Annotated in this window: 27 protein-coding genes and 1 tRNA gene; 16 read left to right on the top strand and 12 right to left on the bottom strand. The window is 69.9% G+C overall.

What is annotated here, in order from left to right; all coding sequences use genetic code 11:
• Window positions 1–49 precede the first annotated feature (49 nt).
• Window positions 50–373, bottom strand: a complete 324-nt coding sequence (locus HYN04_RS04020; RefSeq protein WP_110449562.1) for a hypothetical protein — start codon at window positions 371–373, stop codon at window positions 50–52.
• On the opposite strand from HYN04_RS04020, the gene HYN04_RS04015 reads away from it, so the two are divergent.
• The 4 genes from HYN04_RS04015 to HYN04_RS04005 all read left to right on the top strand — a co-directional run bounded on the left by HYN04_RS04015 (window position 372) and on the right by HYN04_RS04005 (window position 2,223).
• Window positions 372–590, top strand: coding sequence for a DUF1289 domain-containing protein (locus tag HYN04_RS04015; protein ID WP_110449561.1), 219 nt, complete (start codon window positions 372–374; stop codon window positions 588–590). The genes HYN04_RS04020 and HYN04_RS04015 overlap by 2 nt on opposite strands.
• A gap of 43 nt (window positions 591–633) precedes the next feature.
• Entirely contained in the window at window positions 634–1,488 is an 855-nt protein-coding gene (locus HYN04_RS04010) for an MBL fold metallo-hydrolase (protein ID WP_162599532.1), read from the top strand.
• Window positions 1,473–1,634, top strand: coding sequence for a hypothetical protein (locus HYN04_RS13400; protein ID WP_162599531.1), 162 nt, complete (start codon window positions 1,473–1,475; stop codon window positions 1,632–1,634). The genes HYN04_RS04010 and HYN04_RS13400 overlap by 16 nt, the downstream gene beginning before the upstream one ends.
• Window positions 1,635–1,725: 91 nt before the next feature.
• Window positions 1,726–2,223 (top strand): TIGR02281 family clan AA aspartic protease, encoded by a 498-nt coding sequence (locus HYN04_RS04005; protein ID WP_110449559.1) that lies wholly within the window; start codon window positions 1,726–1,728, stop codon window positions 2,221–2,223.
• Here HYN04_RS04005 and dusA read toward each other — a convergent pair.
• Together dusA and HYN04_RS03995 are read right to left on the bottom strand one after the other, a co-directional pair.
• Entirely contained in the window at window positions 2,146–3,189 is a 1,044-nt protein-coding gene (gene dusA / locus HYN04_RS04000; RefSeq protein WP_110449558.1) for a tRNA dihydrouridine(20/20a) synthase DusA, read from the bottom strand. The two genes, HYN04_RS04005 and dusA, sit on opposite strands and share 78 nt — an antisense overlap.
• Window positions 3,190–3,331: 142 nt before the next feature.
• Complete coding sequence (locus HYN04_RS03995) at window positions 3,332–3,967, bottom strand: TetR/AcrR family transcriptional regulator (protein ID WP_110449557.1); 636 nt, start codon at window positions 3,965–3,967, stop codon at window positions 3,332–3,334.
• A gap of 83 nt (window positions 3,968–4,050) precedes the next feature.
• On the opposite strand from HYN04_RS03995, the gene HYN04_RS03990 reads away from it, so the two are divergent.
• The 4 genes from HYN04_RS03990 (at window position 4,051) to HYN04_RS03980 (ending at window position 5,456) form a co-directional block, all read left to right on the top strand.
• A complete protein-coding gene (locus HYN04_RS03990) occupies window positions 4,051–4,590 on the top strand; it encodes an HXXEE domain-containing protein (RefSeq protein ID WP_162599530.1) in 540 nt (179 codons plus the stop codon).
• Window positions 4,591–4,626: 36 nt separating this feature from the next.
• Window positions 4,627–4,761, top strand: coding sequence for a hypothetical protein (locus tag HYN04_RS13760; protein ID WP_277870416.1), 135 nt, complete (start codon window positions 4,627–4,629; stop codon window positions 4,759–4,761).
• Window positions 4,762–4,766: 5 nt separating this feature from the next.
• A complete protein-coding gene (locus HYN04_RS13810) occupies window positions 4,767–4,841 on the top strand; it encodes a hypothetical protein (protein ID WP_422385667.1) in 75 nt (24 codons plus the stop codon).
• A gap of 339 nt (window positions 4,842–5,180) precedes the next feature.
• Window positions 5,181–5,456, top strand: coding sequence for an HU family DNA-binding protein (locus HYN04_RS03980; RefSeq protein WP_110449555.1), 276 nt, complete (start codon window positions 5,181–5,183; stop codon window positions 5,454–5,456).
• A 70-nt stretch (window positions 5,457–5,526) separates the two neighbouring features.
• Here the strand turns inward: HYN04_RS03980 and HYN04_RS03975 are convergent, their stop codons facing one another.
• Both HYN04_RS03975 and HYN04_RS03970 read right to left on the bottom strand, forming a co-directional pair.
• The gene (locus tag HYN04_RS03975; RefSeq protein ID WP_110451293.1) at window positions 5,527–6,147 is read right to left on the bottom strand and encodes a pseudaminic acid biosynthesis-associated methylase; all 621 of its coding nucleotides are present in this window, start codon (window positions 6,145–6,147) and stop codon (window positions 5,527–5,529) included.
• Between the two features lie 130 nt (window positions 6,148–6,277).
• Complete coding sequence (locus HYN04_RS03970; RefSeq protein ID WP_110449554.1) at window positions 6,278–6,676, bottom strand: MAPEG family protein; 399 nt, start codon at window positions 6,674–6,676, stop codon at window positions 6,278–6,280.
• A 136-nt stretch (window positions 6,677–6,812) separates the two neighbouring features.
• Here HYN04_RS03970 and HYN04_RS03965 point away from each other — a divergent pair, with 136 nt between their 5' ends.
• Complete coding sequence (locus HYN04_RS03965; protein WP_110449553.1) at window positions 6,813–8,126, top strand: PQQ-dependent sugar dehydrogenase; 1,314 nt, start codon at window positions 6,813–6,815, stop codon at window positions 8,124–8,126.
• A gap of 10 nt (window positions 8,127–8,136) precedes the next feature.
• On the opposite strand, the gene HYN04_RS03960 is transcribed toward HYN04_RS03965, so the two are convergent.
• The 4 genes from HYN04_RS03960 to HYN04_RS03940 all read right to left on the bottom strand — a co-directional run bounded on the left by HYN04_RS03960 (window position 8,137) and on the right by HYN04_RS03940 (window position 12,821).
• Window positions 8,137–10,260, bottom strand: coding sequence for a TonB-dependent receptor plug domain-containing protein (locus HYN04_RS03960; protein ID WP_162599529.1), 2,124 nt, complete (start codon window positions 10,258–10,260; stop codon window positions 8,137–8,139).
• A gap of 76 nt (window positions 10,261–10,336) precedes the next feature.
• Window positions 10,337–11,035: an SDR family NAD(P)-dependent oxidoreductase gene (locus tag HYN04_RS03950; protein ID WP_110449550.1), complete on the bottom strand. Its 699-nt coding sequence runs from the start codon at window positions 11,033–11,035 to the stop codon at window positions 10,337–10,339.
• Between the two features lie 7 nt (window positions 11,036–11,042).
• Window positions 11,043–12,215, bottom strand: a complete 1,173-nt coding sequence (locus tag HYN04_RS03945; RefSeq protein ID WP_110449549.1) for an acetyl-CoA C-acetyltransferase — start codon at window positions 12,213–12,215, stop codon at window positions 11,043–11,045.
• 108 nt (window positions 12,216–12,323) lie between these two features.
• Window positions 12,324–12,821 carry a GAF domain-containing protein gene (locus HYN04_RS03940; RefSeq protein ID WP_110449548.1) on the bottom strand — a complete coding sequence of 166 codons (498 nt, stop codon included), beginning with the start codon at window positions 12,819–12,821 and terminating at the stop codon, window positions 12,324–12,326.
• 44 nt (window positions 12,822–12,865) lie between these two features.
• Here HYN04_RS03940 and HYN04_RS03935 point away from each other — a divergent pair, with 44 nt between their 5' ends.
• The 4 genes from HYN04_RS03935 (at window position 12,866) to HYN04_RS03920 (ending at window position 15,485) form a co-directional block, all read left to right on the top strand.
• Window positions 12,866–13,558 carry a sulfite exporter TauE/SafE family protein gene (locus HYN04_RS03935; protein WP_110449547.1) on the top strand — a complete coding sequence of 231 codons (693 nt, stop codon included), beginning with the start codon at window positions 12,866–12,868 and terminating at the stop codon, window positions 13,556–13,558.
• Between the two features lie 252 nt (window positions 13,559–13,810).
• Window positions 13,811–15,082 (top strand): cytochrome P450, encoded by a 1,272-nt coding sequence (locus tag HYN04_RS03930; RefSeq protein ID WP_241962689.1) that lies wholly within the window; start codon window positions 13,811–13,813, stop codon window positions 15,080–15,082.
• 16 nt (window positions 15,083–15,098) lie between these two features.
• The gene (locus tag HYN04_RS03925) at window positions 15,099–15,275 is read left to right on the top strand and encodes a rubredoxin (RefSeq protein WP_110449545.1); all 177 of its coding nucleotides are present in this window, start codon (window positions 15,099–15,101) and stop codon (window positions 15,273–15,275) included.
• Complete coding sequence (locus HYN04_RS03920; RefSeq protein ID WP_110449544.1) at window positions 15,276–15,485, top strand: DUF1272 domain-containing protein; 210 nt, start codon at window positions 15,276–15,278, stop codon at window positions 15,483–15,485. It begins immediately after the preceding gene.
• Window positions 15,486–15,559: 74 nt separating this feature from the next.
• On the opposite strand, the gene HYN04_RS03915 is transcribed toward HYN04_RS03920, so the two are convergent.
• The gene (locus HYN04_RS03915) at window positions 15,560–15,934 is read right to left on the bottom strand and encodes a VOC family protein (protein ID WP_110449543.1); all 375 of its coding nucleotides are present in this window, start codon (window positions 15,932–15,934) and stop codon (window positions 15,560–15,562) included.
• Between the two features lie 90 nt (window positions 15,935–16,024).
• Window positions 16,025–16,100, bottom strand: a tRNA-Ile gene (locus HYN04_RS03910).
• A gap of 135 nt (window positions 16,101–16,235) precedes the next feature.
• Between HYN04_RS03910 and HYN04_RS03905 the strand changes: the two genes are divergently transcribed.
• Window positions 16,236–16,955, top strand: a complete 720-nt coding sequence (locus HYN04_RS03905; RefSeq protein ID WP_110449542.1) for an SIMPL domain-containing protein — start codon at window positions 16,236–16,238, stop codon at window positions 16,953–16,955.
• A gap of 1 nt (window position 16,956) precedes the next feature.
• Window positions 16,957–17,763 (top strand): enoyl-CoA hydratase/isomerase family protein, encoded by an 807-nt coding sequence (locus tag HYN04_RS03900; RefSeq protein ID WP_110449541.1) that lies wholly within the window; start codon window positions 16,957–16,959, stop codon window positions 17,761–17,763.
• 169 nt (window positions 17,764–17,932) lie between these two features.
• On the opposite strand, the gene HYN04_RS03895 is transcribed toward HYN04_RS03900, so the two are convergent.
• Window positions 17,933–18,415, bottom strand: a complete 483-nt coding sequence (locus HYN04_RS03895; RefSeq protein WP_110449540.1) for a hypothetical protein — start codon at window positions 18,413–18,415, stop codon at window positions 17,933–17,935.
• Between the two features lie 136 nt (window positions 18,416–18,551).
• Here HYN04_RS03895 and HYN04_RS03890 point away from each other — a divergent pair, with 136 nt between their 5' ends.
• Window positions 18,552–19,787, top strand: coding sequence for a serine hydrolase domain-containing protein (locus HYN04_RS03890; RefSeq protein WP_199285991.1), 1,236 nt, complete (start codon window positions 18,552–18,554; stop codon window positions 19,785–19,787).

Genomic DNA, 19,787 nt, shown 5'->3' with positions numbered 1-19,787 from the left:
TCCACATAGGTGAAGGACCGGCCGTTGAAAAGCCGCGCCCGGGCCCGGTTCAGGGCAATTTCATCCGGAAGGCCAGCACGATCCGGCCCGCCCGGATCCGGCGGTCATCGGGGGCCACCCGGGTGTTTCGGGCCAACTGCAGGGCAAAGGCCCCGACGTTGGCGCCGGAGGGGGCCTCTGAGACCAGCCGGCAGTCCTCCAGCCGCCCGCCCTCGGCGACCCTGCAGTCCACCGACGCCCTCCCCTGGCCGGCGTCCCGGGGTTCGGCGGCGGCGAGCAGGAGAAGGACCGGGATCAACATCGGGGACTTGTAGCGCGGCCCTTGGCCAGCGATGAAGAGGTTTCCCGCCCCCGGAGACACGACGACAGCCATGAGCGACCCGGATCTTCCCCCGCAGGCGGTGCGCACGCCCTGCATCAAGGTCTGCGTCGTCGACGGCGAAAGCGGCCTTTGCATGGGCTGCTACCGCCGGCTGAACGAGGTGGCGGGCTGGTCGAAGATGACGCCCGAGGCCCGCGACGCCGTCATGGCCGAGCTGCCGGCGCGCCGCAGCCTGATCCGCCCCGAGAAGCTGGCCATGTTCTCCTGAGAACGCGGCCAAACCCCCAACCCACATGAAGGAGCCGCCCGGCATGAACCGGAGACATCTGATGGCGGCCCTCGCCGCCCTCGCCGCAACCCCCGCCGCCGCCCAGACGGCGGGCGACGGCCTGAAAGTCGTTCTTGCGGGCACCTCGGGGCCGCTGCCCGTGCGGGACCGGGCCAAACCCTGCATCGTCGTCCAGGCGGCGGGCGCCCTTTACCTTGTGGACGTCGGACCGGAGTCCACCGAGAACCTGATGACCTGGCGCCTGCCGGTGAGCGTGGCCAGGGCGGTCTTCCTCACCCACCTGCATTCCGATCACATCGGCGACCTCGGCGAGTTCAACATGCAGAGCTGGGTCCAGGGCCGCGAGCGTCCCCTGGCCCTGGTTGGCCCCTCGGGGGTCGACAAGGTCGCGCGAGGGTTCAACCAGGCCTACGAGAACGACCATGTCTTCCGCCGCGCGCACCACGAGCGCGACGGCTTCCGCTTCTCCATCGCCGCCGGCCGGATCGAGCCCCGGGTCATCCGCATCCCGGCGGGCGCATCCACCGCGACGGCCTTGCGCGACGGGGACCTGACCGTGACCGCGATCCGGGTGTCCCATGACCCCGTGAGCCCGGCCTTCGGTTACCGCTTCGACTACCGTGGACGGTCGGTCTCGATCAGTGGCGACACGATGAAGTGGCCCGCCTTCGCCGAAGCCTCGAAGGGCGTCGACGTCATGTTGCATGAGGCCCAGAGCGAAGCCATGACCCGCCAGCTCTCCCAGGCCCTGAAGGGTATGGGCAACGCCCGGACGAGCTCGATGATGGCCGATACCCTGACCTACCACACCACCCCGGTGGAAGCCGCGGACATCGCCCGGGCGGCGGGGCAAGGCGGCTGGTGCTCTATCACCTGACCCAGGCGGGCCTGCCGATCTTCACGCCCGAGGCCTTTACCCGGGGCATGGACGCCGGCGGCCCGCTCGACTGGCGGCTGGCCCGGGACGGCATGACCATCGACCTGCCCGCCGGCTCAGACGAGATCCGCTTCGGCCAGCTCTGAGGCCGTCCTGCGGCCCGGCCCGTTCACATCCGGCTAACCATCCCGGACTAGCTTCCGCTCCGTTGGAACCGGATCCGGAGGGACGGCGGACATGCAGAGGAAGGCCGTCCTGGCCCTGACCGCCGCCGTCGTCGCGGTCGCCGCTGGCCAGGCGGTTATGGTGCTCGCCCCGGCGGTCCGCGCCTCCACGGCCCTCCTGCCCGTGCCCCGCCCCGCCGCACCGCCGCCGGCCGCCATCGCCATGGGACGGGACGGCCACTACTGGGCGCAGGCGCAGATCAATGGCCAGTCAGTCCGCATGCTGGTCGACACCGGCGCCACTGTGGTGTCCCTCACCGCCGCCGACGCCCGGCGGATAGGCCTGGACCCGGACTCCCTGACCTACGGCCTGAAGGTGGCCACCGCCGCCGGCGAGGCCCGGGCGGCGCGCATCACCCTGCCCTCGGTGGCCGTCGACGGCGCCGTGGTGCGGAATGTCGACGCCCTGGTCCTGGACCGGGACACCGACGCCTCACTGCTGGGCATGAGCTTCCTGAGGCGGCTCTCCGGCTTCGAGGCCAACCCGGACACCCTCCGACTGCACCCCTGATCCGGCGACCTCGGCCAGGGCCCGCAGGATCACCTGCACGTCCGCCCCGGGCCGCACCGACTCCACCGTCAGCAGGCGCCGCCAGGCCCGCGCCCCGCGCCGGCCCTGGAACAGGCCCAGCATGTGCCGGGTCATGGCCGCCAGGGGCACGCCTTCCGCCAGGCGCGCCTCCACATAGGGCAGGTAGGCCTCCACAGCCGCCTCCGGCGTCACGACCTCGCCCTCGCCGAAGATCAGGGCGTCCACCTCTCCCAGCAGCCCCGGGTCATGGTAGGCGGCGCGGCCCAGCATGACCCCGTCAAAGTCGGCCAGCAGGTCCTCGGCGGCGTCCAGCCCGCCGATCCCGCCGTTGAGGACGATGGTCAGGCCTGGCCGTTCCTGCTTCAGCCGCCGGACCAGATCGTAGTTCAGGGGCGGGATGTCCCGGTTCTCCTTGGGCGACAGGCCCTTCAGGATCGCCTTGCGCGCATGGACGATGAAGGTCTCCACCCCCGCCGCCGCGCAGGCGTCCACCAGGGTGAACAGGCTGGCCTCCGGGTCCTGGTCGTCCACCCCGATCCGGCACTTCACGGTGGCCGGAACCCGGACCACCGCGCGGATCGCCGCCATGCAGTCGGCCACGAGGGCGGGCTCCAGCATCAGGCAGGCGCCGAAGCGCCCGGACTGCACCCGGTCGGACGGACAGCCGACGTTCAGGTTGATCTCGTCGTAGCCGAAGGCCTCGCCGATCCGCGCCGCCTGCGCCAGCTCGCCCGGGTCGCTGCCGCCCAGCTGAAGGGCGACGGGATGCTCGGCCGGATCGAAACCCAGCAGGCGATCGCGGTCGCCATGCAGCACGGCGGCGCTGGTGACCATCTCGGAATAGAGGAGGGCGCGCCGCGTCAGCACCCGGTGGAAGGACCGGCAATGACGGTCCGTCCAGTCCATCATCGGGGCGACGGAGAAGCGGTGGGCTGACGTGGTCATGTCGAGTGCATTTTTCACCGCCCGCCCACTCGCCGGGATCGGGTGGGCGCGGCCTTGGCGCGTGATTAGACCGGGGGCATCGCCCATGCAAACCGGGCGAACCCAGCAACTGCCGGGGTCAGGGCGGCGGTACAGGTCGATCTCAGTCCTGAACGAGCCCCGCCAGCAGGGGGTGGCCGACCACGTCGTCTGCGTCTTCCCGCGAGAGCCCGAGGCTGGCGAGGGCGTGAGCAGCGAGGCTGGCGATCCGTTCACCCGCATCCGGGACCTCGTGATCGACAAGGCTCTGGATGCCGGCGGAGACAATGCCGATCACCGCGATCATCGCAGCGTCGATGGAACCGAACCTGAACCGGCCAACCGACCTGCCGGCGTCAAGGGTCTGGCGGACCCTGCTGTTCGGTTCGGCGTCGGCATCCGAGACCTGCGACAGCAGGATCGACAGGATCCGGGCGCGGTTCGGCCGTCGACGGGCCAGGTCCAGGAAGAGGATGACGGCGATGGCGAGGTGCACGGCCGGATCGGAACTCACCACCTTCCGGTCTGCAATCCGGTCCCGCACCTCAAGGCGGATCGCCTGCGCCAGTTGCCAGCCGAGATCCTCCTTGCTGGAAAAGTGATTGTAGAAGGTGCCCTTGGCCACTCCGGCCCGGTCGACGATCTCGTCCACCGAAACCGCGCTGGCGGCGCGCCCGCCGAGCAATTCTTCCGCAGCGAGCATCAGGGCCTCCCGGTTCGATGTCCGGCGAAGCCCCCTGTAGCGGGGTCTGGAAGTCATGGACGGGGTGTATCGATCCACTAACTGACTGGATAGTCAAATAAGTGGCCTGCAAGATAGGCGAGACAGCCCGGAGACCGCCCTTGCCCCGCCTGCCCTTTCAGACCGCCCTGCTCCTGGCCCCGCTGGCCTACGCCATCCACCACGGCGAGGAGCACCTCCTGTTCAATTTCAGGGAGTGGCGACTGCGCTACTTCCCGGACAACAACGCCTTGAGCACCGAGGCCGTCCTTGTCGTCCTCTCTGGCGTCACCCTGGTCTACCTGCTTCTCCACGCCACCCTGCGCACCCGGGTTACCGCCTGCGCGGCGATCCTCTTCCTGATGGCCACACAGGTCCACAACGCCCTGTTCCACCTGGGCGGGACCATCGCCTTCTCGGACTTCAGCCCGGGACTGATCACGGCGCTGCTCCTCTATGTCCCAGTGAATCTGCTCATCGCCCGTAGCGCGTTGCAGGAGGGACTGGTGACGAAGGTCCAGCTCGCCCTGCTCTTCCTCGGAGGTGGAGCGCTGTTCTGGGCCTTCGAATTCGTGGGCCCGCCAGTCCTGCTGGTCACCACGGCTGCGACATGGCTCTGGGCTGTGGGCTCGGCCTTCCGGACAGCGCGAAGGGCAGCCTGAGCCAGGGCGCCGAAGATCCCCTCGACGGACTGGCGAATGCGCCTTGCATGGATGCTCCAGATCACCCTGGCCCTGGTCTTGCCCATGACCGCGTATCGTAAGTTCACCGGCTACCATGAGGCCGTGGCGACAATCGAGGCGCTGGGTACGGGCAGTGGCTCCGCATCCTGATCGGCGTGCTTGAGCTTGCAGGGGCGATCGGACTGCTCGTCCCGAGGCTCGCCATCGCCGCCGCCTCGGGGCTGGCTTAGCTGATGGTCGGCGCGACCTGCACCCACCTTTTCTTCGTACCCGGCAGCGTGGTCCCGGCCCTAGCGCTCCTGGCGGTGCGCCCTGCGGTGGTGGCGCTTCGGGCTAGGCGCTGGCCGTCACGCCGGGCCGATACGGTCAGGCCTACCTCAAACGAGGGCTTCGGCGGGGGATGCCGAGCGGTCTGCGGAAGTGCGTAAGGCCGCTCGCTGGGCGCCAGGCCAGGTCAACGACCCCAGAAACGCCGGATTCCAAGCTCATTCTGGCATTTCCCGCAGGTGACATATGCGGCGGGGCTTGGCAGGGTCTTGCCAAGCGATTCCCTGCTTGAAAGGTATCTCATGAACATCTCCGACCTGGTCGACGCCGTCGCTGCGACCGACTCCAAGCTCACCAAGGCCCAGGCCAAGGCCGCGATCGAGGCCACCTTCGCGGCCATCCGCGACGCCGCCGCCAAGGGCGACGAAGTTTCCGTGCCCGGCTTCGGCAAGTTCGCCGTCCAGTCCAAGCCGGCCCGTACGGGCCGCAACCCCTCGACCGGCGCGACCATCCAGATCGCCGCTTCGAAGGCCCTGAAGTTCAAGCCCGCCAAGGCTCTCAAGGACGCCCTGGGCTAAGACCCGCGTCACGGACCGGCGCCCCGGCGCCGGTCCGCCTGCGCCGGGCCCCAGCGCTCGCGCCTCCGCCTCAGAGCGGCTTTTCCAGAAGAAACCAGGTGCTGTCGTCCTGCGGGAAATAGTTGTCCCGCCGGTAGGTGAATCCGTAATCGACCAGCCTGAGGCCGAAGCGATCCATCAACTCGCCGGCGAAGTCCCGCTTGAAGAGACGGTCCGCGTTTCCGCGATAAGTCACCGTCACCGGGCTGGGGTTGTAGTACTCGCAGACCAGGATGTAGCGCCGCGAGAGCGCGAAGAGGTTGTCGTAGACCCTCGGAAGCTCGTCCGGGTGAATGTGGATGAGGACCCCCTTGGTGAAGGCGAGGTCATGTCGTCCCTCGTCGGGGAGGGTCTCGAGGATGGTCTGCTGGTGGATGTCAGCGATCCCCAGGTCGCGCGCCTTCTGTGCGGCGTTGGCGTTGATCTCGTAGCCGCGCAGGGCGATTTCCGGGTCAATCCGGTTCAGGGCCTGCAGGTTCAGGCCGATATTGCAGCCCAGCTCCACCACGGAGCGGACGCCGGGCGCGGAGCGGAGGATGTTCCCGAACAGGACCACGTTCGAGGTGATGAGCTTCTCGCCCTGGTTCCGCGACATGTAGTCGTCACCGAAGCCGCCCGCCCAGAAGGCTTCCTGTTCGGTCCTGAACGCCATGGTCTTCCTTCCCGTATGCCGGCCTGCAGGTTCATGCTTGGCTGCTTCCCCGGCAAGGTCAACGCGGGTCAGGAAGGCGCGGACCGGCGGCGAGACGCCGGCCCGCGACATCCACGCGACTGGGCCGGGATCAGGCGATCCCGAGGACGGCGGCAAGGACCATCAGGGTCCCGACCAGGCCCACGACCCAGGCCAGCGGACGGATCTTGGGCAGGCCCGCCAGGTAGATGACCGCGTGGGCCAGGCGGGAATAGAAGAAAAGCTTGGCGCCCAGAACCGTCGCCGCCCCGCCCAGGTTGCCTGTCGCCGCGGCGACGAGGATCAGGGGGGCAAAGAGGGTCAGCCCCTCTCGGTGGTTGTCCACCACCCGCAGGGCGCGGGCATGGAACCCTTCGGGCGGGCTGAGCCCGTCGCGGGCGTCCGCCATGACCTGAAGACCCTTGGAACGGACACCGGCCACGGCCTGGATGACCACAAGGACAAGAAGCAGGGCGGTCGAATAAACAAGAAGCCTGAGTTCAATCGGCATTTTTCCCTCCCATGTGCGCCGGCCCGGAGCGGGCCGGTCACGCAGGGGAAGGCTCGGCCGCTTCACGCCCCGCGTCAACGGCCCCTTGGCGTTCCCGCCTCGGCGGGCGATTATGGAAGTTCAAGGAGATCCGGACATGCTGACCCGAAAGCTTCGGCCCCTGGCCCTGGGCGCCGTCTTCGTCCTCGCCGCCTGCTCCGCCGGCGGTTCGCCTGACCCCCTGGCGGGGTTTGGCCCGGACCCGAAACTGCCCCCGCCTTCCCAGGCCCTGGCGCCGCAGATCGCCATCGCCAAGCCGGTGGGCTGGACGGGCTCGGAAGCGCCCCGGGCGCCTGAGGGCTTCAAGGTCACCCGCTTCGCCGGCGCCCTGGCCCATCCCCGCTGGCTCCTGGTCCTGCCGAACGGCGACGTCCTGGTGGCGGAGTCCTCCTCGGAGAAGAAGGGCAAGCCCGGCTTCCGCGACCACGTCGCCAACCTGTTGATGGGTCAGGCAGGCGCCATCCAGAGGACTAGCCCGAACCGGATCACCCTGCTGCGCGACGCCGACGGCGACGGCCTGGCGGAGCTCCAGACCGCCTTCGCCGAGAACATCCGGCGCCCCTTCGGCATGACCCTGGTGGGCGACAGCCTCTACGTCGCCCAGGACGACGGGATCGTGCGCCTGCCGTACAAGGCCGGCGACACCAAGGTCTCCGGTCAGCCTGAGCGGGTCTTCGACCTGCCCGCCGGCCGCAATCACCATTGGACCAAGAACGTCTTCGCCAGCCCCGACGGCAAGACCCTCTACGCCACCGTAGGCTCCAACTCGAACATCGGCGAGAACGGCATGGCCGAAGAGGAAGGCCGGGCGGCCATTTGGGCGATCGACCCCGTCGCCAAGACCGGGCGGCTGTTCGCCACCGGCCTGCGCAACCCCAACGGCCTGGACTTCGAGCCCGTCACCGGCGCTCTCTGGACGACCGTGAACGAGCGGGACGAGCTGGGGCCGGACCTCGTGCCCGACTACATGACCAGCGTTCGGGACGGCGGCTTCTACGGCTGGCCCTACAGCTATTTCGGCCAGATCGTCGACGAACGTGTGCAGCCCCAGCGCCCCGACCTCGTGGCCAAGGCCCTGAAGCCCGACTACGCCCTGGGCTCCCACACGGCCTCTCTGGGTCTGGCCTTCTACCGGGCGGAAGCCTTCCCCGAAAAGTACCGGGGCGGCGCCTTCGTCGGCCAGCACGGCTCCTGGAACCGCAAGCCCTTCAACGGCTACCGGGTGGTCTTCGTGCCCTTCGCGGGCGGCAAGCCCTCCGGGCCGCCGGAAGTCTTCCTCGACGGCTTCCTGACCGGGGACGGCAAGACTCGCGGCCGGCCGGTCGGCGTGGCGGTCGACGGCAAGGGCGCCCTGCTGGTGGCGGACGACAGCGGCAAGGCGATCTGGCGGATCGCCCCCAAGACCCCCTGAGGCCCCCGCCTCAGCCGAAGGTCTTGCGCAGGCGGAACTGGATGGCGCCGTCGTACTGGAGGTTGCGGAAGTCCCTGTACTGCAGGGGCGCCGTATTCCGCGGACCCGACCAGACGTCGCGGACCCGGGCGGTGTCCTTGGCCAGGGACTGGAGCTCCACCCGAAGTGAGATATCCGGACGCGCCTTCCATTCCCCGAAGATCAGGATGCTGATCTCGCTTTTCTGGGTCTCGATCTCCGAGAGCCTGTAGTAGTGGTCGATGTAGGGCCCGATGATGTCGAAACCCCAGGTGGACTTCAGCTTCGGAAGGTCCTGGGTGTAGTGGAGCTCCCACTCGGTTTCGCGGACCGCGGAGATGGGCGGCGGGGCGCCGAAGGTCAGCAGGGATGAGATGGGCCGTGGATCACCGGTCGTGGGGTCCGTGACCTCGGTCTCGCGCAGGGACACCTGGGCCTTGAGGGTGGCCTGCTTCAGGCCCAGACGGTCCAGGGGCGCGCTCAGGCTGAACTGGATTTCATTGCGCCAGCCATCCCCGATGTTGGCGGGAGCATCAGCGACCAGGTTGCCGAGGTAGACCGGCGCCCGGTCGATCACGTCCTTCAGTTCCCACCGGCGCACGGTGACGATCGCCACCCCCTGCTTGAGGAAACGGCGCTCCACCGCCAGTTCCGCCACCCAGGCCTGCATGGGCGAAAGGTCCGGGTTTCCGGCGACGACCGCACCAGTCTGGGTGACGCTGTTGTTGGCGACGAAGTCGTCGAAGTTGAGCTGGGTCACCTCGCGCTCGATGCGTCCCCTCACCTGAAGGTCGTCAATCGGCGCCCAGGTCGCCGTCAGCCGGGGCTTGGTGAAGGCCAGGGATTTCTCGAGTTCCACGTCCCCGGTCGAGGTCACGGTGGAGGCCTCCTGGCGGACGCCGAATTCGAGGGCCAGCTTAGGCGAGACCCTCCAGGCCGCCAACCCGAACACCTCGCCGCGCTTCTCCTCCACCCGCACATTGGCGGCCGGCAGCGGGATGACCGTAGTGTTGATCTTCAGGCTGGTCGCCGAGTCCAGTGTGTTCAGGGCGCCCTCCACTCCGGCCTCGAGATTCAGGGAAGGGCTGACCGTCCGGCGCAGGTTCACGCGGGAGACCGTCTCGGAGATGTCCTTCGTGTTCAGGAAAAGCCGGGAAAGGGTTGGGCTGTCGAAGCGGGAGTAGTTGTCCGTCTTGTTCCACTGCTGGAAGGCGACCACGTCGACCTGGTTCGCTCCGGCGCGCCGGTTCCAGCGGAGCCCCATCTCGCTCTGGGCCCGATCCTCCGAAAAGTACTGGTACTCGCGGTAGACGGAAGGAAACAGGATGTCGTCATAGTACTCGCTGTCCGCCTCCCCGCCGATGTAGGCGGCGTTGAGCCGCAGGCGGCCGCCGGCGAAAGGCGTCTCGAAGGCCCCGACCAGCCAACGGCGGGCCCCCTGGGCGTCAAAGTCGATGTTCGAACGGATGAGGGTGTTGCCGTTCGCGTCGACCCGGATCCGGTCGCCGTCACCCGCGGTGTCATTGGGGCCCTTGCCCAGGACGAACGAAAGCTCAATCAGGCGCTGTCCCTGCCGCAGCTGCATCTCAGCCCTGGGGCCATAGAAAAACCGGCCATCGCCGATGGGCCACATGGTCCAGACAAAAGCTCCCTTCACGCCGGAGGAAGACTTGCGGATGACGTTGGCGATCACCGTGCGGCCCTGCATGTCGATGCCTGGGGCGCTGCCGCGGACGACGTCGATGCGCTGGACCGAAGAGACCGGGATGCGTCGGAGGATCTCCTCAAGGCTGTCATTCTTGGAGACAGGAGGCTCACCGTCGATGAGGACGTTCCCGCCGGAACCGGACAGGCCCCGCACCGCGGCGCCGCGGTCGAAGCTGAAGCCGGGAAGGCGCTGGACCATCTCCAGGGCGGTGGAGGGGCCCACGTCGGCGAAGAAGGACGGGGGATAGGAGATCACACCCTGCTGGACGGGGGGCGTCGCCGGGGCGGCGGCCGTCGCTTCGGCAGCGGGCGGCGCCGGGACCGGGGTTGGGGCCGGGGCTGGGCCCTGGGATGCCTGAGGGTCGGCGAGGGCCAGGCCGGAGACCACGGCGAGAACGGACACAAGCATGGAAACACAACCCTCCCGAGGCCTGAGTCTGACCCGCAACGCCCGCAAGGGCCAGCAAAAAGGCGCCTACCGGGTTTCAGACCCGTCCGGTCACCGGGACCAGGGCCCCGGTCACGGCGGAGGCCGCCTCGGAGGCGAGGAAGAGGATGACGGCGGAAAGCTCCGCCGGAGAGACCCAGAGCGCGGGGTCGGCCTTGGGCATGTCGGCCCGGTTGGCGGGGGTGTCGAGGATGGAGGGCAGGACGGCGTTGACCGTGATCCGGTCGGCCTTCAGCTCCTCGGCGAGGCTTTCGGTCAGGCGATGGACCCCGGCCTTGGAGGCGGCGTAGGCGCCCATGCCCGCGCCCGAGCGCAGGGCGGCGTTGGCGCCGACATTGACGATCCGCCCGGCCGCCGAGGCGCGCAGGTGCGGCAGGGCGGCGCGGCAGGCGTTGGCCGCCGTCGTCACGTTCATCCGGTAGAGCCGGTCCCAGGTGGCGGCCTCACCGCCATCCAGCGTTTCCCAGGCGAAGCCGCCGGCGATGTTGAGCAGGGCGTCGATCCCGCCCAGGGCGGCGGCGGCGGCGTCCAGCGCCGGCCCGGCGGAGGCCGGATCGGTCAGGTCGACCCCGCCACGCACGAAAACGCCCGGCCCACAGTCGGCGACGAGGCCGTCCGGGGGCGCGGGCGCAAAGTCCAGGAGGGCGAGGCGGCCGCCGTCCGCCGCAGCGGCCTTCGCCACCGCAGCGCCGAGGACCCCGAAGGCCCCCGTGACGACGATCCGTCTGCCGGTCACCGGCGCCTTACAGGCGCTCGATGATGGTCACGTTGGCCAGACCACCGCCTTCGCACATGGTCTGCAGGCCGTAGCGGCCGCCCTTGCCCTTGAGGGCGTTGAGCAGGGTCGCCATCAGCTTGGTGCCCGAGGCGCCGAGGGGGTGGCCCAGGGCGATGGCGCCGCCGTTGATGTTGAGCTTCTCGGGGTCGACGCCGAGGCGCTGGAGGTAGGCGACCGGCACCGAGGCGAAGGCCTCGTTGACCTCGAAGACGTCGATGTCCTCGACCTTCATGCCGGCCCGCTTAAGGGCGCGCTCGGTGGCGGGAAGCGGGGCTTCCAGCATGATCACCGGGTCATGGCCCATGACCGACAGGTGGTGGATGCGGGCCAGGGGCGTCAGGTTGTGCTCCTTCAGGGCGCGCTCCGAGACCACCATGACGCCCGAGGCGCCGTCGCAGATCTGGCTGGAGGAGGCCGCCGTGATCCGGCCGCCCTCACGCAGCAGCTTCACGCCGCGGATGCCGTCGAGGCTGGCGTCGAAGCGGATGCCCTCGTCCACGGAGTGGATGACGGTGTTGCCGTCGGCGTCCTTGATCTCGACGCCGATGATCTCGTCCTTGAAGGCGCCGGCCTGGGTCGCCGCGATCGCGCGCTGGTGGCTGCGATAGCTGTACTCGTCCAGCTGGTCCTTGGTCAGGTTGTACTTCTCGGCGACCATTTCCGCGCCCATGAACTGGGAGAACTGGATGCCGGGATAGCGCTCTTCCTGCCAGGGGCTCTTGGGCACGCCAAAGCCGTTCTGGGCCGGCAGGGAGACCGACAGGCCCATGGGCACGCGGCTCATGCTCTCGACGCCGGCGGCGATGACCACGTCCATGGTGCCGGACATGACCGCCTGGGCGGCGAACTGCAGGGCCTGCTGGGACGAGCCGCACTGGCGGTCGACGCTGGTGGCGGGCACGCTCTCGGGCAGCTTGGAGGCCAGCACGGCGTTGCGGGCGACGTTGGTGGACTGCTCGCCCACCTGCATGACGCAGCCCATGACCACGTCCTCGACGGCGGCCGGATCAATCGAGGTCCGGTCGACCAGGTCGTTCAGCACGACGGCGGCGAGGTCCGTCGGGTGCCAGTCCTTCAGCTTGCCGCCCTTGCGGCCGCCGGCGGTGCGACCCGCCGCAACGATATAGGCCTCGGCCATGTCTTCGCTCCCATCTTCGCCCCCGGGCGATCCCGGGGCGCTTCGGGGCGGGAACATAGGCCGCGGACGCGGGGGAAGCCAAGCCGTTCCGAACCCCGGGCGGCCGGTTCAGGCCGAGAATGTCTGCGCCAGGATGCGATTCAGGCCCTCTGCGTCGGTCGCATCGAAAGCCGCCGGGATCTCGGCGTCGACGTCCAGGATGGCGATCAGCGCCCCGGCGGCGTCGAAGACCGGGCAGACGATCTCGCTGGCGGAACGGGAGTCGCAGGCGATATGGCCGGGGAAGGCGTGGACATCCTCGACGACCACCGTTTCCCGCCGCTGGGCCGCCGTCCCGCAGACCCCCTTGCCGAAGGGAATGCGAAGGCAGCCGAGGGTGCCCTGGTACGGGCCCAGGACCAGCTCGCCCGGCCGCTCCGGGTCGACCCTGTAGAAGCCCGTCCAGAAGAAGTGCGGGAAGGACTGGGCCAGCATGCCGGCCACCACGGCCATGCGGGCGGTCCGGTCGGGCTCGCCCTCCAGGACCGAGGCGACCTCATCGGCCAGGGCGGCGTAGCGCTCGGCCTTGTCCACGGGGAGTTCTACGGAGTTGAAGGCTTCGGCCATGCCGCCTCTATAGCAGCACCGGACGACCGGCGGCGAGGCTGTGCATGATCACCCTGGATTTCGGCGGCGGCCTGCTGCTAGGCCTGGCCTCCAGCCTGCACTGCGCCGGCATGTGCGGCGGCATCGCCGCCTCCATCGCCCTGGCGGCGGCGCCTGGGACCTCGACGGGCGGGCGGCTCATCGCCCTCCTCCAGGCCCAGGCGGGCAAGGCGGCGGGCTACATGGCGGCGGGGGCGGCCCTCGGCTGGGCCGGGGCGGGGCTCTACGGCGCCCTCGACATGGCCGAGGCCTTCGGGATCCTGCAGAAGGTCAGCGCCGCCGTCCTGGTCTGGACGGCGCTGGGACTGATGGGCCTCGTCCCCTCCCCGGCCATCCTGGGTCGACTGTTCCAGCCCCTCGGGCGCTGGATGCTGAAGGCCCGGCGCTCGGCGCGCGGCCTGGCGGCGACGGCGGCGGGCCTGGCCTGGGGCCTGATCCCCTGCGGCATGGTCTACGCCGCCCTCCTCTACGCCCTGCTGGCGGGAACCCCGGGCCGCGGCGCCCTGGTCATGGCCGGCTTCGCCCTGGGGGTCCTGCCCTCGGTGACGGCGACGGCTCTGGGCGCCTCCAGCCTTGTCCGGGCCGGGGCGCGACCCGCCCTGAGGCTCGCGGCCGGGGGCGCGCTCATCGCCTTCGCCATCGCCACCCTGGTCTGGCCCGCCGGCGCCGCCCCGGGCCTGTGCCTGCCCGGGGGCTGAGGTCGCGCGCGGCTCCCCGGGTTTCACGATACCCGAGCGCCGTTGACCCCCTCACCGGACTTCGTCCGGAGCTCCCCCTTGGGGGAGCAATTTCTGGGTCATTCCTCCCCCCAGGGGGAGGTGGACCGCGAAGCGGGACGGAGGGGGTCAACAGCCCCTCCGGATCGACCCTTATTGAACGGCCGCTCACTTGATGAAATGGTCCCGCCGGGTCCGCCTCCGGGCCACAGGACTCACTCAGGGAGCCGCCCCGTGATCGCCCAGGACATTGCCCAGACCCTCGTCGACCCCCGCGCCTATGCCGACGGCAAGCGGATCGACGACGCCTTCGCCTACCTGCGCCGGGAAGCCCCGCTGGAGCAGGCCCAGCCGGAAGGCTTCGATCCCTTCTGGGTGGTCACCCGCCACGCCGACATCCTGGAGGTCGAGCGGCAGAACGAGCTGTTCCACAACGGCGACCGGTCGGCGACCCTGACCACCATCGAGGCCGACCGGAAGGTGCGCGAGATGATGGGCGGCAGCCCCCACCTCGTCCGCTCCCTGGTCCAGATGGACAACCCCGACCACATGGCCTACCGGCGCCTGACCCAGGGCTGGTTCATGCCGCAGAACCTGCGCAAGCTGGAGGAGCGCATCCGCGAGATCGCCCGGGGCTTCATCGACCGCATGGCGGCCCAGGGCGGCCGCTGCGACTTCGCCCGGGACGTGGCCTTCCTCTATCCCCTGCACGTCATCATGGAGGTGATCGGCGTGCCGGAGTCCGACGAACCGCGCATGCTCAAGCTGACCCAGGAGCTGTTCGGCAGCGCCGACCCGGACGTCAACCGGACCGGCGAGGAGCTGGGAAACAACGCCAACGGCGTCGACACCATCCAGTCCGTCGTCATGGATTTCATGATGTACTTCAACGGCATCACCGAGGACCGCCGGGCCAGGCCCCGCGACGACCTGGCCAGCGTGATCGCCAACGGCCAGGTGAACGGCGCGCCCCTCGGCCACCTGGAGGCCATGAGCTACTACATCATCGCCGCCACCGCCGGGCACGACACCACCTCGTCCACCACCGCCGGCGCCCTGTGGGCCCTGGCCGAGAACCCGGACCAGTTCCGGAAGGTCAAGGCCGACCCTTCCCTGATCCCGGGCCTGGTGGAGGAGTCCATCCGCTGGGTCACGCCGGTGAAGCACTTCATGCGCACCGCCACCGCCGACGCCGAGCTGGCCGGGAAGAAGATCGCCCAGGGCGACTGGATGATGCTCTGCTACCCCTCCGGCAACCGGGACGAGGCCCAGTTCGCCGACCCCTTCCGCTTCGACGTCACCCGCAGCCCCAACAAGCACGTGGCCTTCGGCTACGGCGCCCACGTCTGCCTGGGCCAGCACCTGGCGCGGATGGAGATGCGCATCCTCTGGGAGGAACTCCTGCCCCGCCTGGAGGCCGTGGAGCTGGACGGCGCGCCCCGTAACATGGTTGCCAACTTCGTCTGCGGCCCCAAGTCGGTGCCCATCCGCTTCAAGATGGCGTGAGCCGGAGGGCGCCGCCGTGGCCGAGGCCTTCAAGACCTGGCAGTGCCGCACCTGCGGCTACATCTACGAGGAAGAGTTCGGCGACCCGCCGGAGGGCCTGGCCCCCGGCACCCGCTGGGCCGACATCCCCGCCGACTGGATCTGCCCTCTCTGCGGGACGCCCAAGTCGGACTTCGACATGATCGAGCTCTGAATGCTGAAGATGAAATCCGCCTGCGAGCGCTGCGCCGCCGCCCTCCCCGCCGACCGGACCGGCGCCTTCATCTGCTCCTTCGAGTGCACCTTCTGCGAGGCGTGCGCCGGGGGCGAGCTGGCCGGCGCCTGCCCGAACTGTTCCGGCGTCCTCCTGCCCCGCCCGCCCCGGGCCGCCGCCCTGCTGGAGCGGTTCCCGCCGGAAGGCTGAAGGCCGCCCACGAAAAAGGCGGCGCCCCGCGAAGGACGCCGCCCGATTTCGTGCAGGGCCGTCTCAGGCCCGGATCACATGCGGTGCAGGGCGCACAGCTTGTTGCCGTCCGGATCGCGGAGATAGGCCAGGTAGAGCTTGCCCTGGCCGCCCTCGCGCACCCCCGGCGGGTCCTCGCAGGTCGTCCCGCCCGAGGCGACGCCCGCCGCGTGCCAGGCGTCGGCCTGGGCCGGCGTGGTGCAGGCGAAGCCGATGGTGCCGCCGTTGCCGGCGGTGGCCGGCTCGCCATTGATCGGCAGGCTCACCGAGAAGATGCCCGTGGGCGTGATGTAGAAGATCCGGTGCCCGTCCACCCGCGCCGGCGGCACGCCCAGCGTGCCGAGCACGGCGTCATAGAAGGTCTTGGCCTTCTCCAGGTCATTGGTGCCGATCATGATGTGCGAGAACATCGGTCTCTCCCCATTAAGCGCCCGCCCGGTGCGGGAGGGTCAGGGGCCCATCCAACTGGGTTTGGGGGGTGGTGGCAATGGGGGAAGCACTGGTGGGCCCGGCAGGACTCGAACCTGCAACCAGACCGTTATGAGCGGTCGGCTCTAACCATTGAGCTACAGGCCCCCGCGCCGGGTTAGCATGGCGGCTGGCGTGTCGAAAGGCGCCGGGATGTTCAGCCGCGGTTCAGGCCCGGGCGCAGAGGGTTGGCGCGGGGATGGGGGCGTCCTAGGCTGACTGCCGAACAAGGAGCGCCGACCCATGAAGACCGCAACCGCCGCCGTCCTCGCCCTCACCCTGGCCCTGCCCCTCCTGGCGGCGCGCCCCGCCTGGGCCGCCGAGGACCCCGCCACCCTGACGCTCTCGGCTGAAGGCGTCAGCCGTCTGGCGCCGGACATGGCCTCCGTCTCCCTCGGCGTGGTCACCGAGGCGCCCACGGCCGGCGAGGCCCTGCGGCTGAACTCCGAGCGGATGACCCGGGTGATGGCCGCCCTGAAGAAGGCGGGCCTGGCCGACCGTGACCTGCAGACCAGCGGCCTGTCGATCTCGCCCCAGTATGACTATCCCAACGGCCGCCCGCCGGAGCTGAGGGGCTACCAGGCCGCCAACCAGGTGACCGCCACGGTGCGCGACCTGGCGCGCCTCGGGCCGGTGATCGACGCCACGGTCAGCGCCGGCGCCAACTCCGCCGGCCAGGTCAGCTTCGGCCTGTCCAACCCCCTCGCCGCCGAGAACGCCGCGCGCGAGGCGGCGGTGAAGGCGCTGAACGCCAAGGCCGACCTCTACGCCCGGGCCACGGGCCACAGGGGCGTGCGCCTGACGGCCCTGTCGGAGGGCGGCTTTGTCCCCCAGCCCCGCCCGATGATGAAGGCCTACGCCATGGCCGCGCCCATGGCGGACGCCGCGCCGCCGCCGCCCGTCGCCCCTGGGGAGCTGAACCTCAGCATCACGGTCAGCGGCGTCTTCGAGATGGTGAAGTAGGATGGACGACCCCGTCGCCCGCGACTGGCGCTTCCTGAAGGTGGATCAGGAGGGCCCGACCGTGGTGGTGCGCCTGCATCGCCCCGAGGCCCGCAACGCCCTGAACACCGGCCTGATGGTGGAGCTGACCGAGTTCGCCCGCGCCATCCGGCGGCGGACCGACATCTCGACGGTGATCCTGACCGGCTCGGACCGCTATTTCAGCGCCGGCGCGGACCTTGCCGCCCAGGGCGAACGGCGCAGGCCGACCCTCCTGGAGACCCGGGAGGCCGTCATGGCCGGGCCCGACATGTGCGAGGCCTGGGAGCAGGTGGAGGCGGTGACCATCGCCGCCATCGAGGGCTACTGCATCGGCGGCGGCTGCGCCCTGGTCGCAGCCTGCGACTTCCGCATCCTGGGCGAGGGCGCCTACCTGCGCCTGCCGGAGGTGCCCCTGGGCATCAACATGAGCTGGCGGTCCATTCCGCGAATCCACGCCCTGGTGGGGCCGGCGCGGGCCAAGCAGTTCGTCATGTTCGGCGAGGCCGTGCACGCCGCCGAGGGCCTGTCCTGGGGCTTCTGCGAGGAGGTCGCCCCGGCCGGCGGCGCCCTCGAGGCGGCGCAGCGTTGGGCCGCCAAGGTCGCCGCCCTGCCGCCCCTGCCCGTGCGCATGACCAAGGAGGCGGTGGACGCCCTGGACAAGGCGAACCACCACGCCGCCACCTTCATGGACCGGGACCAGTATCTCCTGACCCGCCTGAGCGACGACTTCCGGGAGGGGGTGGCGGCCTTCTTCGAGAAGCGCCCGGGGAAGTTCAGCGGGGACTGAGCGAGGTCAATCCCTGCCTCAGCTGACCCCCTCCGGCCCGCTTCGCGGTCCACCTCCCCCTGGGGGGAGGAATGAAGAGTCAATTGCTCCCCATCAGGGAGAGCTGCCGGCGAAGCCGGCTGAGGGGGTCAAACCCGGTCGCCTTTGGCCCCCTCAGGACCCGGCGGACTCAGGAAGAGGGCGACAGGCCGCCGCGTTTCAGGGCGCCGCGCAGCTTGTCGCCCAGGACGATGCCCGGCGGAGTGCTCGCCCCCTCCATCACGGCGGTGAAGACCAGGTCGGCGCGGCCCGGCACGGGGCCGGCGGCCCAGGCGACGGTGCGGCTGCGGTCAGCGTTGGAGGGGCAGGAGGCCCAGATCTCGGCGCCCTCGCGGCCCGCCGTCTTCAGCAGGCCCTCGACGGTGCGCGCCTCGGTCCCGTTGCAGGCGGGCCAGACCTTGCCGCAGACCCCGTGGGTCCCGTAGCGCCAGACAAGCCGCCCCGTCTGGGCCTGGCCGATCAGGACGCAGGTGTTGGGATCGCCCACGGCGTCGTCGATGGCCGCCTCGAGGGCGACCGGGTCCACACCCTTGGGCAGGGCCGGCGCGCAGGCGGCGGCCAGGGCCAGGGCGGCCATGAGGGCGAGGGGCGGGGTGAGACGGCGAGCAGGCATGGCGGACCTCCGGAACGCCCCATCCTAGCCCCCTTCCCCGCCGGAAGCGACGGCGCGCTTGACGCTCCCGCCGCCGGACGGGACAACACGGGCCGCAATCGCAGAATGGGGCGCAACGCCCGGCGGGAGGACGACCATGGACATGAACCTCACCAACAAGATCCCGGGCGCCCTGCAGGGGGTGATCGACGCGGGGGACCTGTCCGGCTTCGTCACCCTGACCTGGCGCAAGGGCGAGATCGTCCAGCTCAACACCCTGGGCAAGCGCGACATCGCCGGCGACAAGCCCATGACCCGGGACACGATGTTCCGCATCGCCTCCATGACCAAGCCCCTGACCTCCGTTCTGGCCCTGATGCTGATGGAAGAGGGCAAGCTCCGGCTGGACGACCCGATCACGAAGTGGGCCCCGGAATTCTCGGGCATGAAGGTGCTGAAGTCCGCGTCCGGCCCCCTCGACGACGTCTATGATGCGCCGCGCGACATCACGGTGGAGGACCTCCTGACCCACCGCTCGGGACTCGCCTACGGTTTCACCTCGGTCGGCCCCATCGCCCACGCCTACCAGGATGTGCTGGGCCCGCCCCTGGGCAACCCGCACGGGCCGGACATGTGGATGGAGCGGCTGGCTGGCCTGCCCCTCTCCTACGCGCCCGGCGAGCGCTTCCACTACAGCCACGCCACCGACGTCCTCGGCTTCCTGGTCGGCCGCGTCGCCGGGACCAGCTACCAGGACTTCCTCAAGTCGCGGATCCTCGAGCCCCTCGGCATGACGGACACCGACTTCTGGTGCCCGCCGGAAAAGCGCGACCGGATGGCCAAGCTCTACAAGGCCGAGGAGGGCGCGCCCCTCAAGGACGTCTCCTTCGTGCACGAGGACCATCCGCCGGCCTTCTGCGCGGGCGGCGGCGGCCTGATCTCCACGGTCGACGATTACCTGACCTTCGCCCGGCTCATGCTCAACCGGGGTGAGCTGAACGGCGTGCGCCTGATCCGCGAGGACACCTTCAACCTGATGGCCTCGAACCGCCTGACCCCGGAGCAGCGCGAGATCCCCTTCATGGGCATCCCCTTCTGGATGGGCCAGGGCTTCGGCCTGGGCGTCTCGGTGATCACCGACCCGGAGAAGCAGGCCTGGATGGGCGCCGGCTCGGCAGGGGCCTTTGGCTGGCCCGGCGCCTTCGGCACCTGGTGGCAGGCCGACCCGGAAGAGGACCTGATCCTGATCTACCTGATCCAGAACTCCATGGAGCTGGGCCCGGAATCCGCCAGCCAGGTGGCCACCGGCCAGCGCATGGGCGCCCGCGCCGCCCTGCCCATCTTCCAGAAGCAGACCTACGCCGCCCTCGGCAAGGGCCCGCCCCTTTTCTGA

Origin of the sequence: Phenylobacterium parvum, assembly GCF_003150835.1 — a bacterium.
Taxonomy (GTDB): domain Bacteria; phylum Pseudomonadota; class Alphaproteobacteria; order Caulobacterales; family Caulobacteraceae; genus Phenylobacterium; species Phenylobacterium parvum.
The sequence above is the reverse complement of the archived record's forward strand: the minus strand, read 5'-3'. Positions and strand labels throughout refer to the sequence as shown.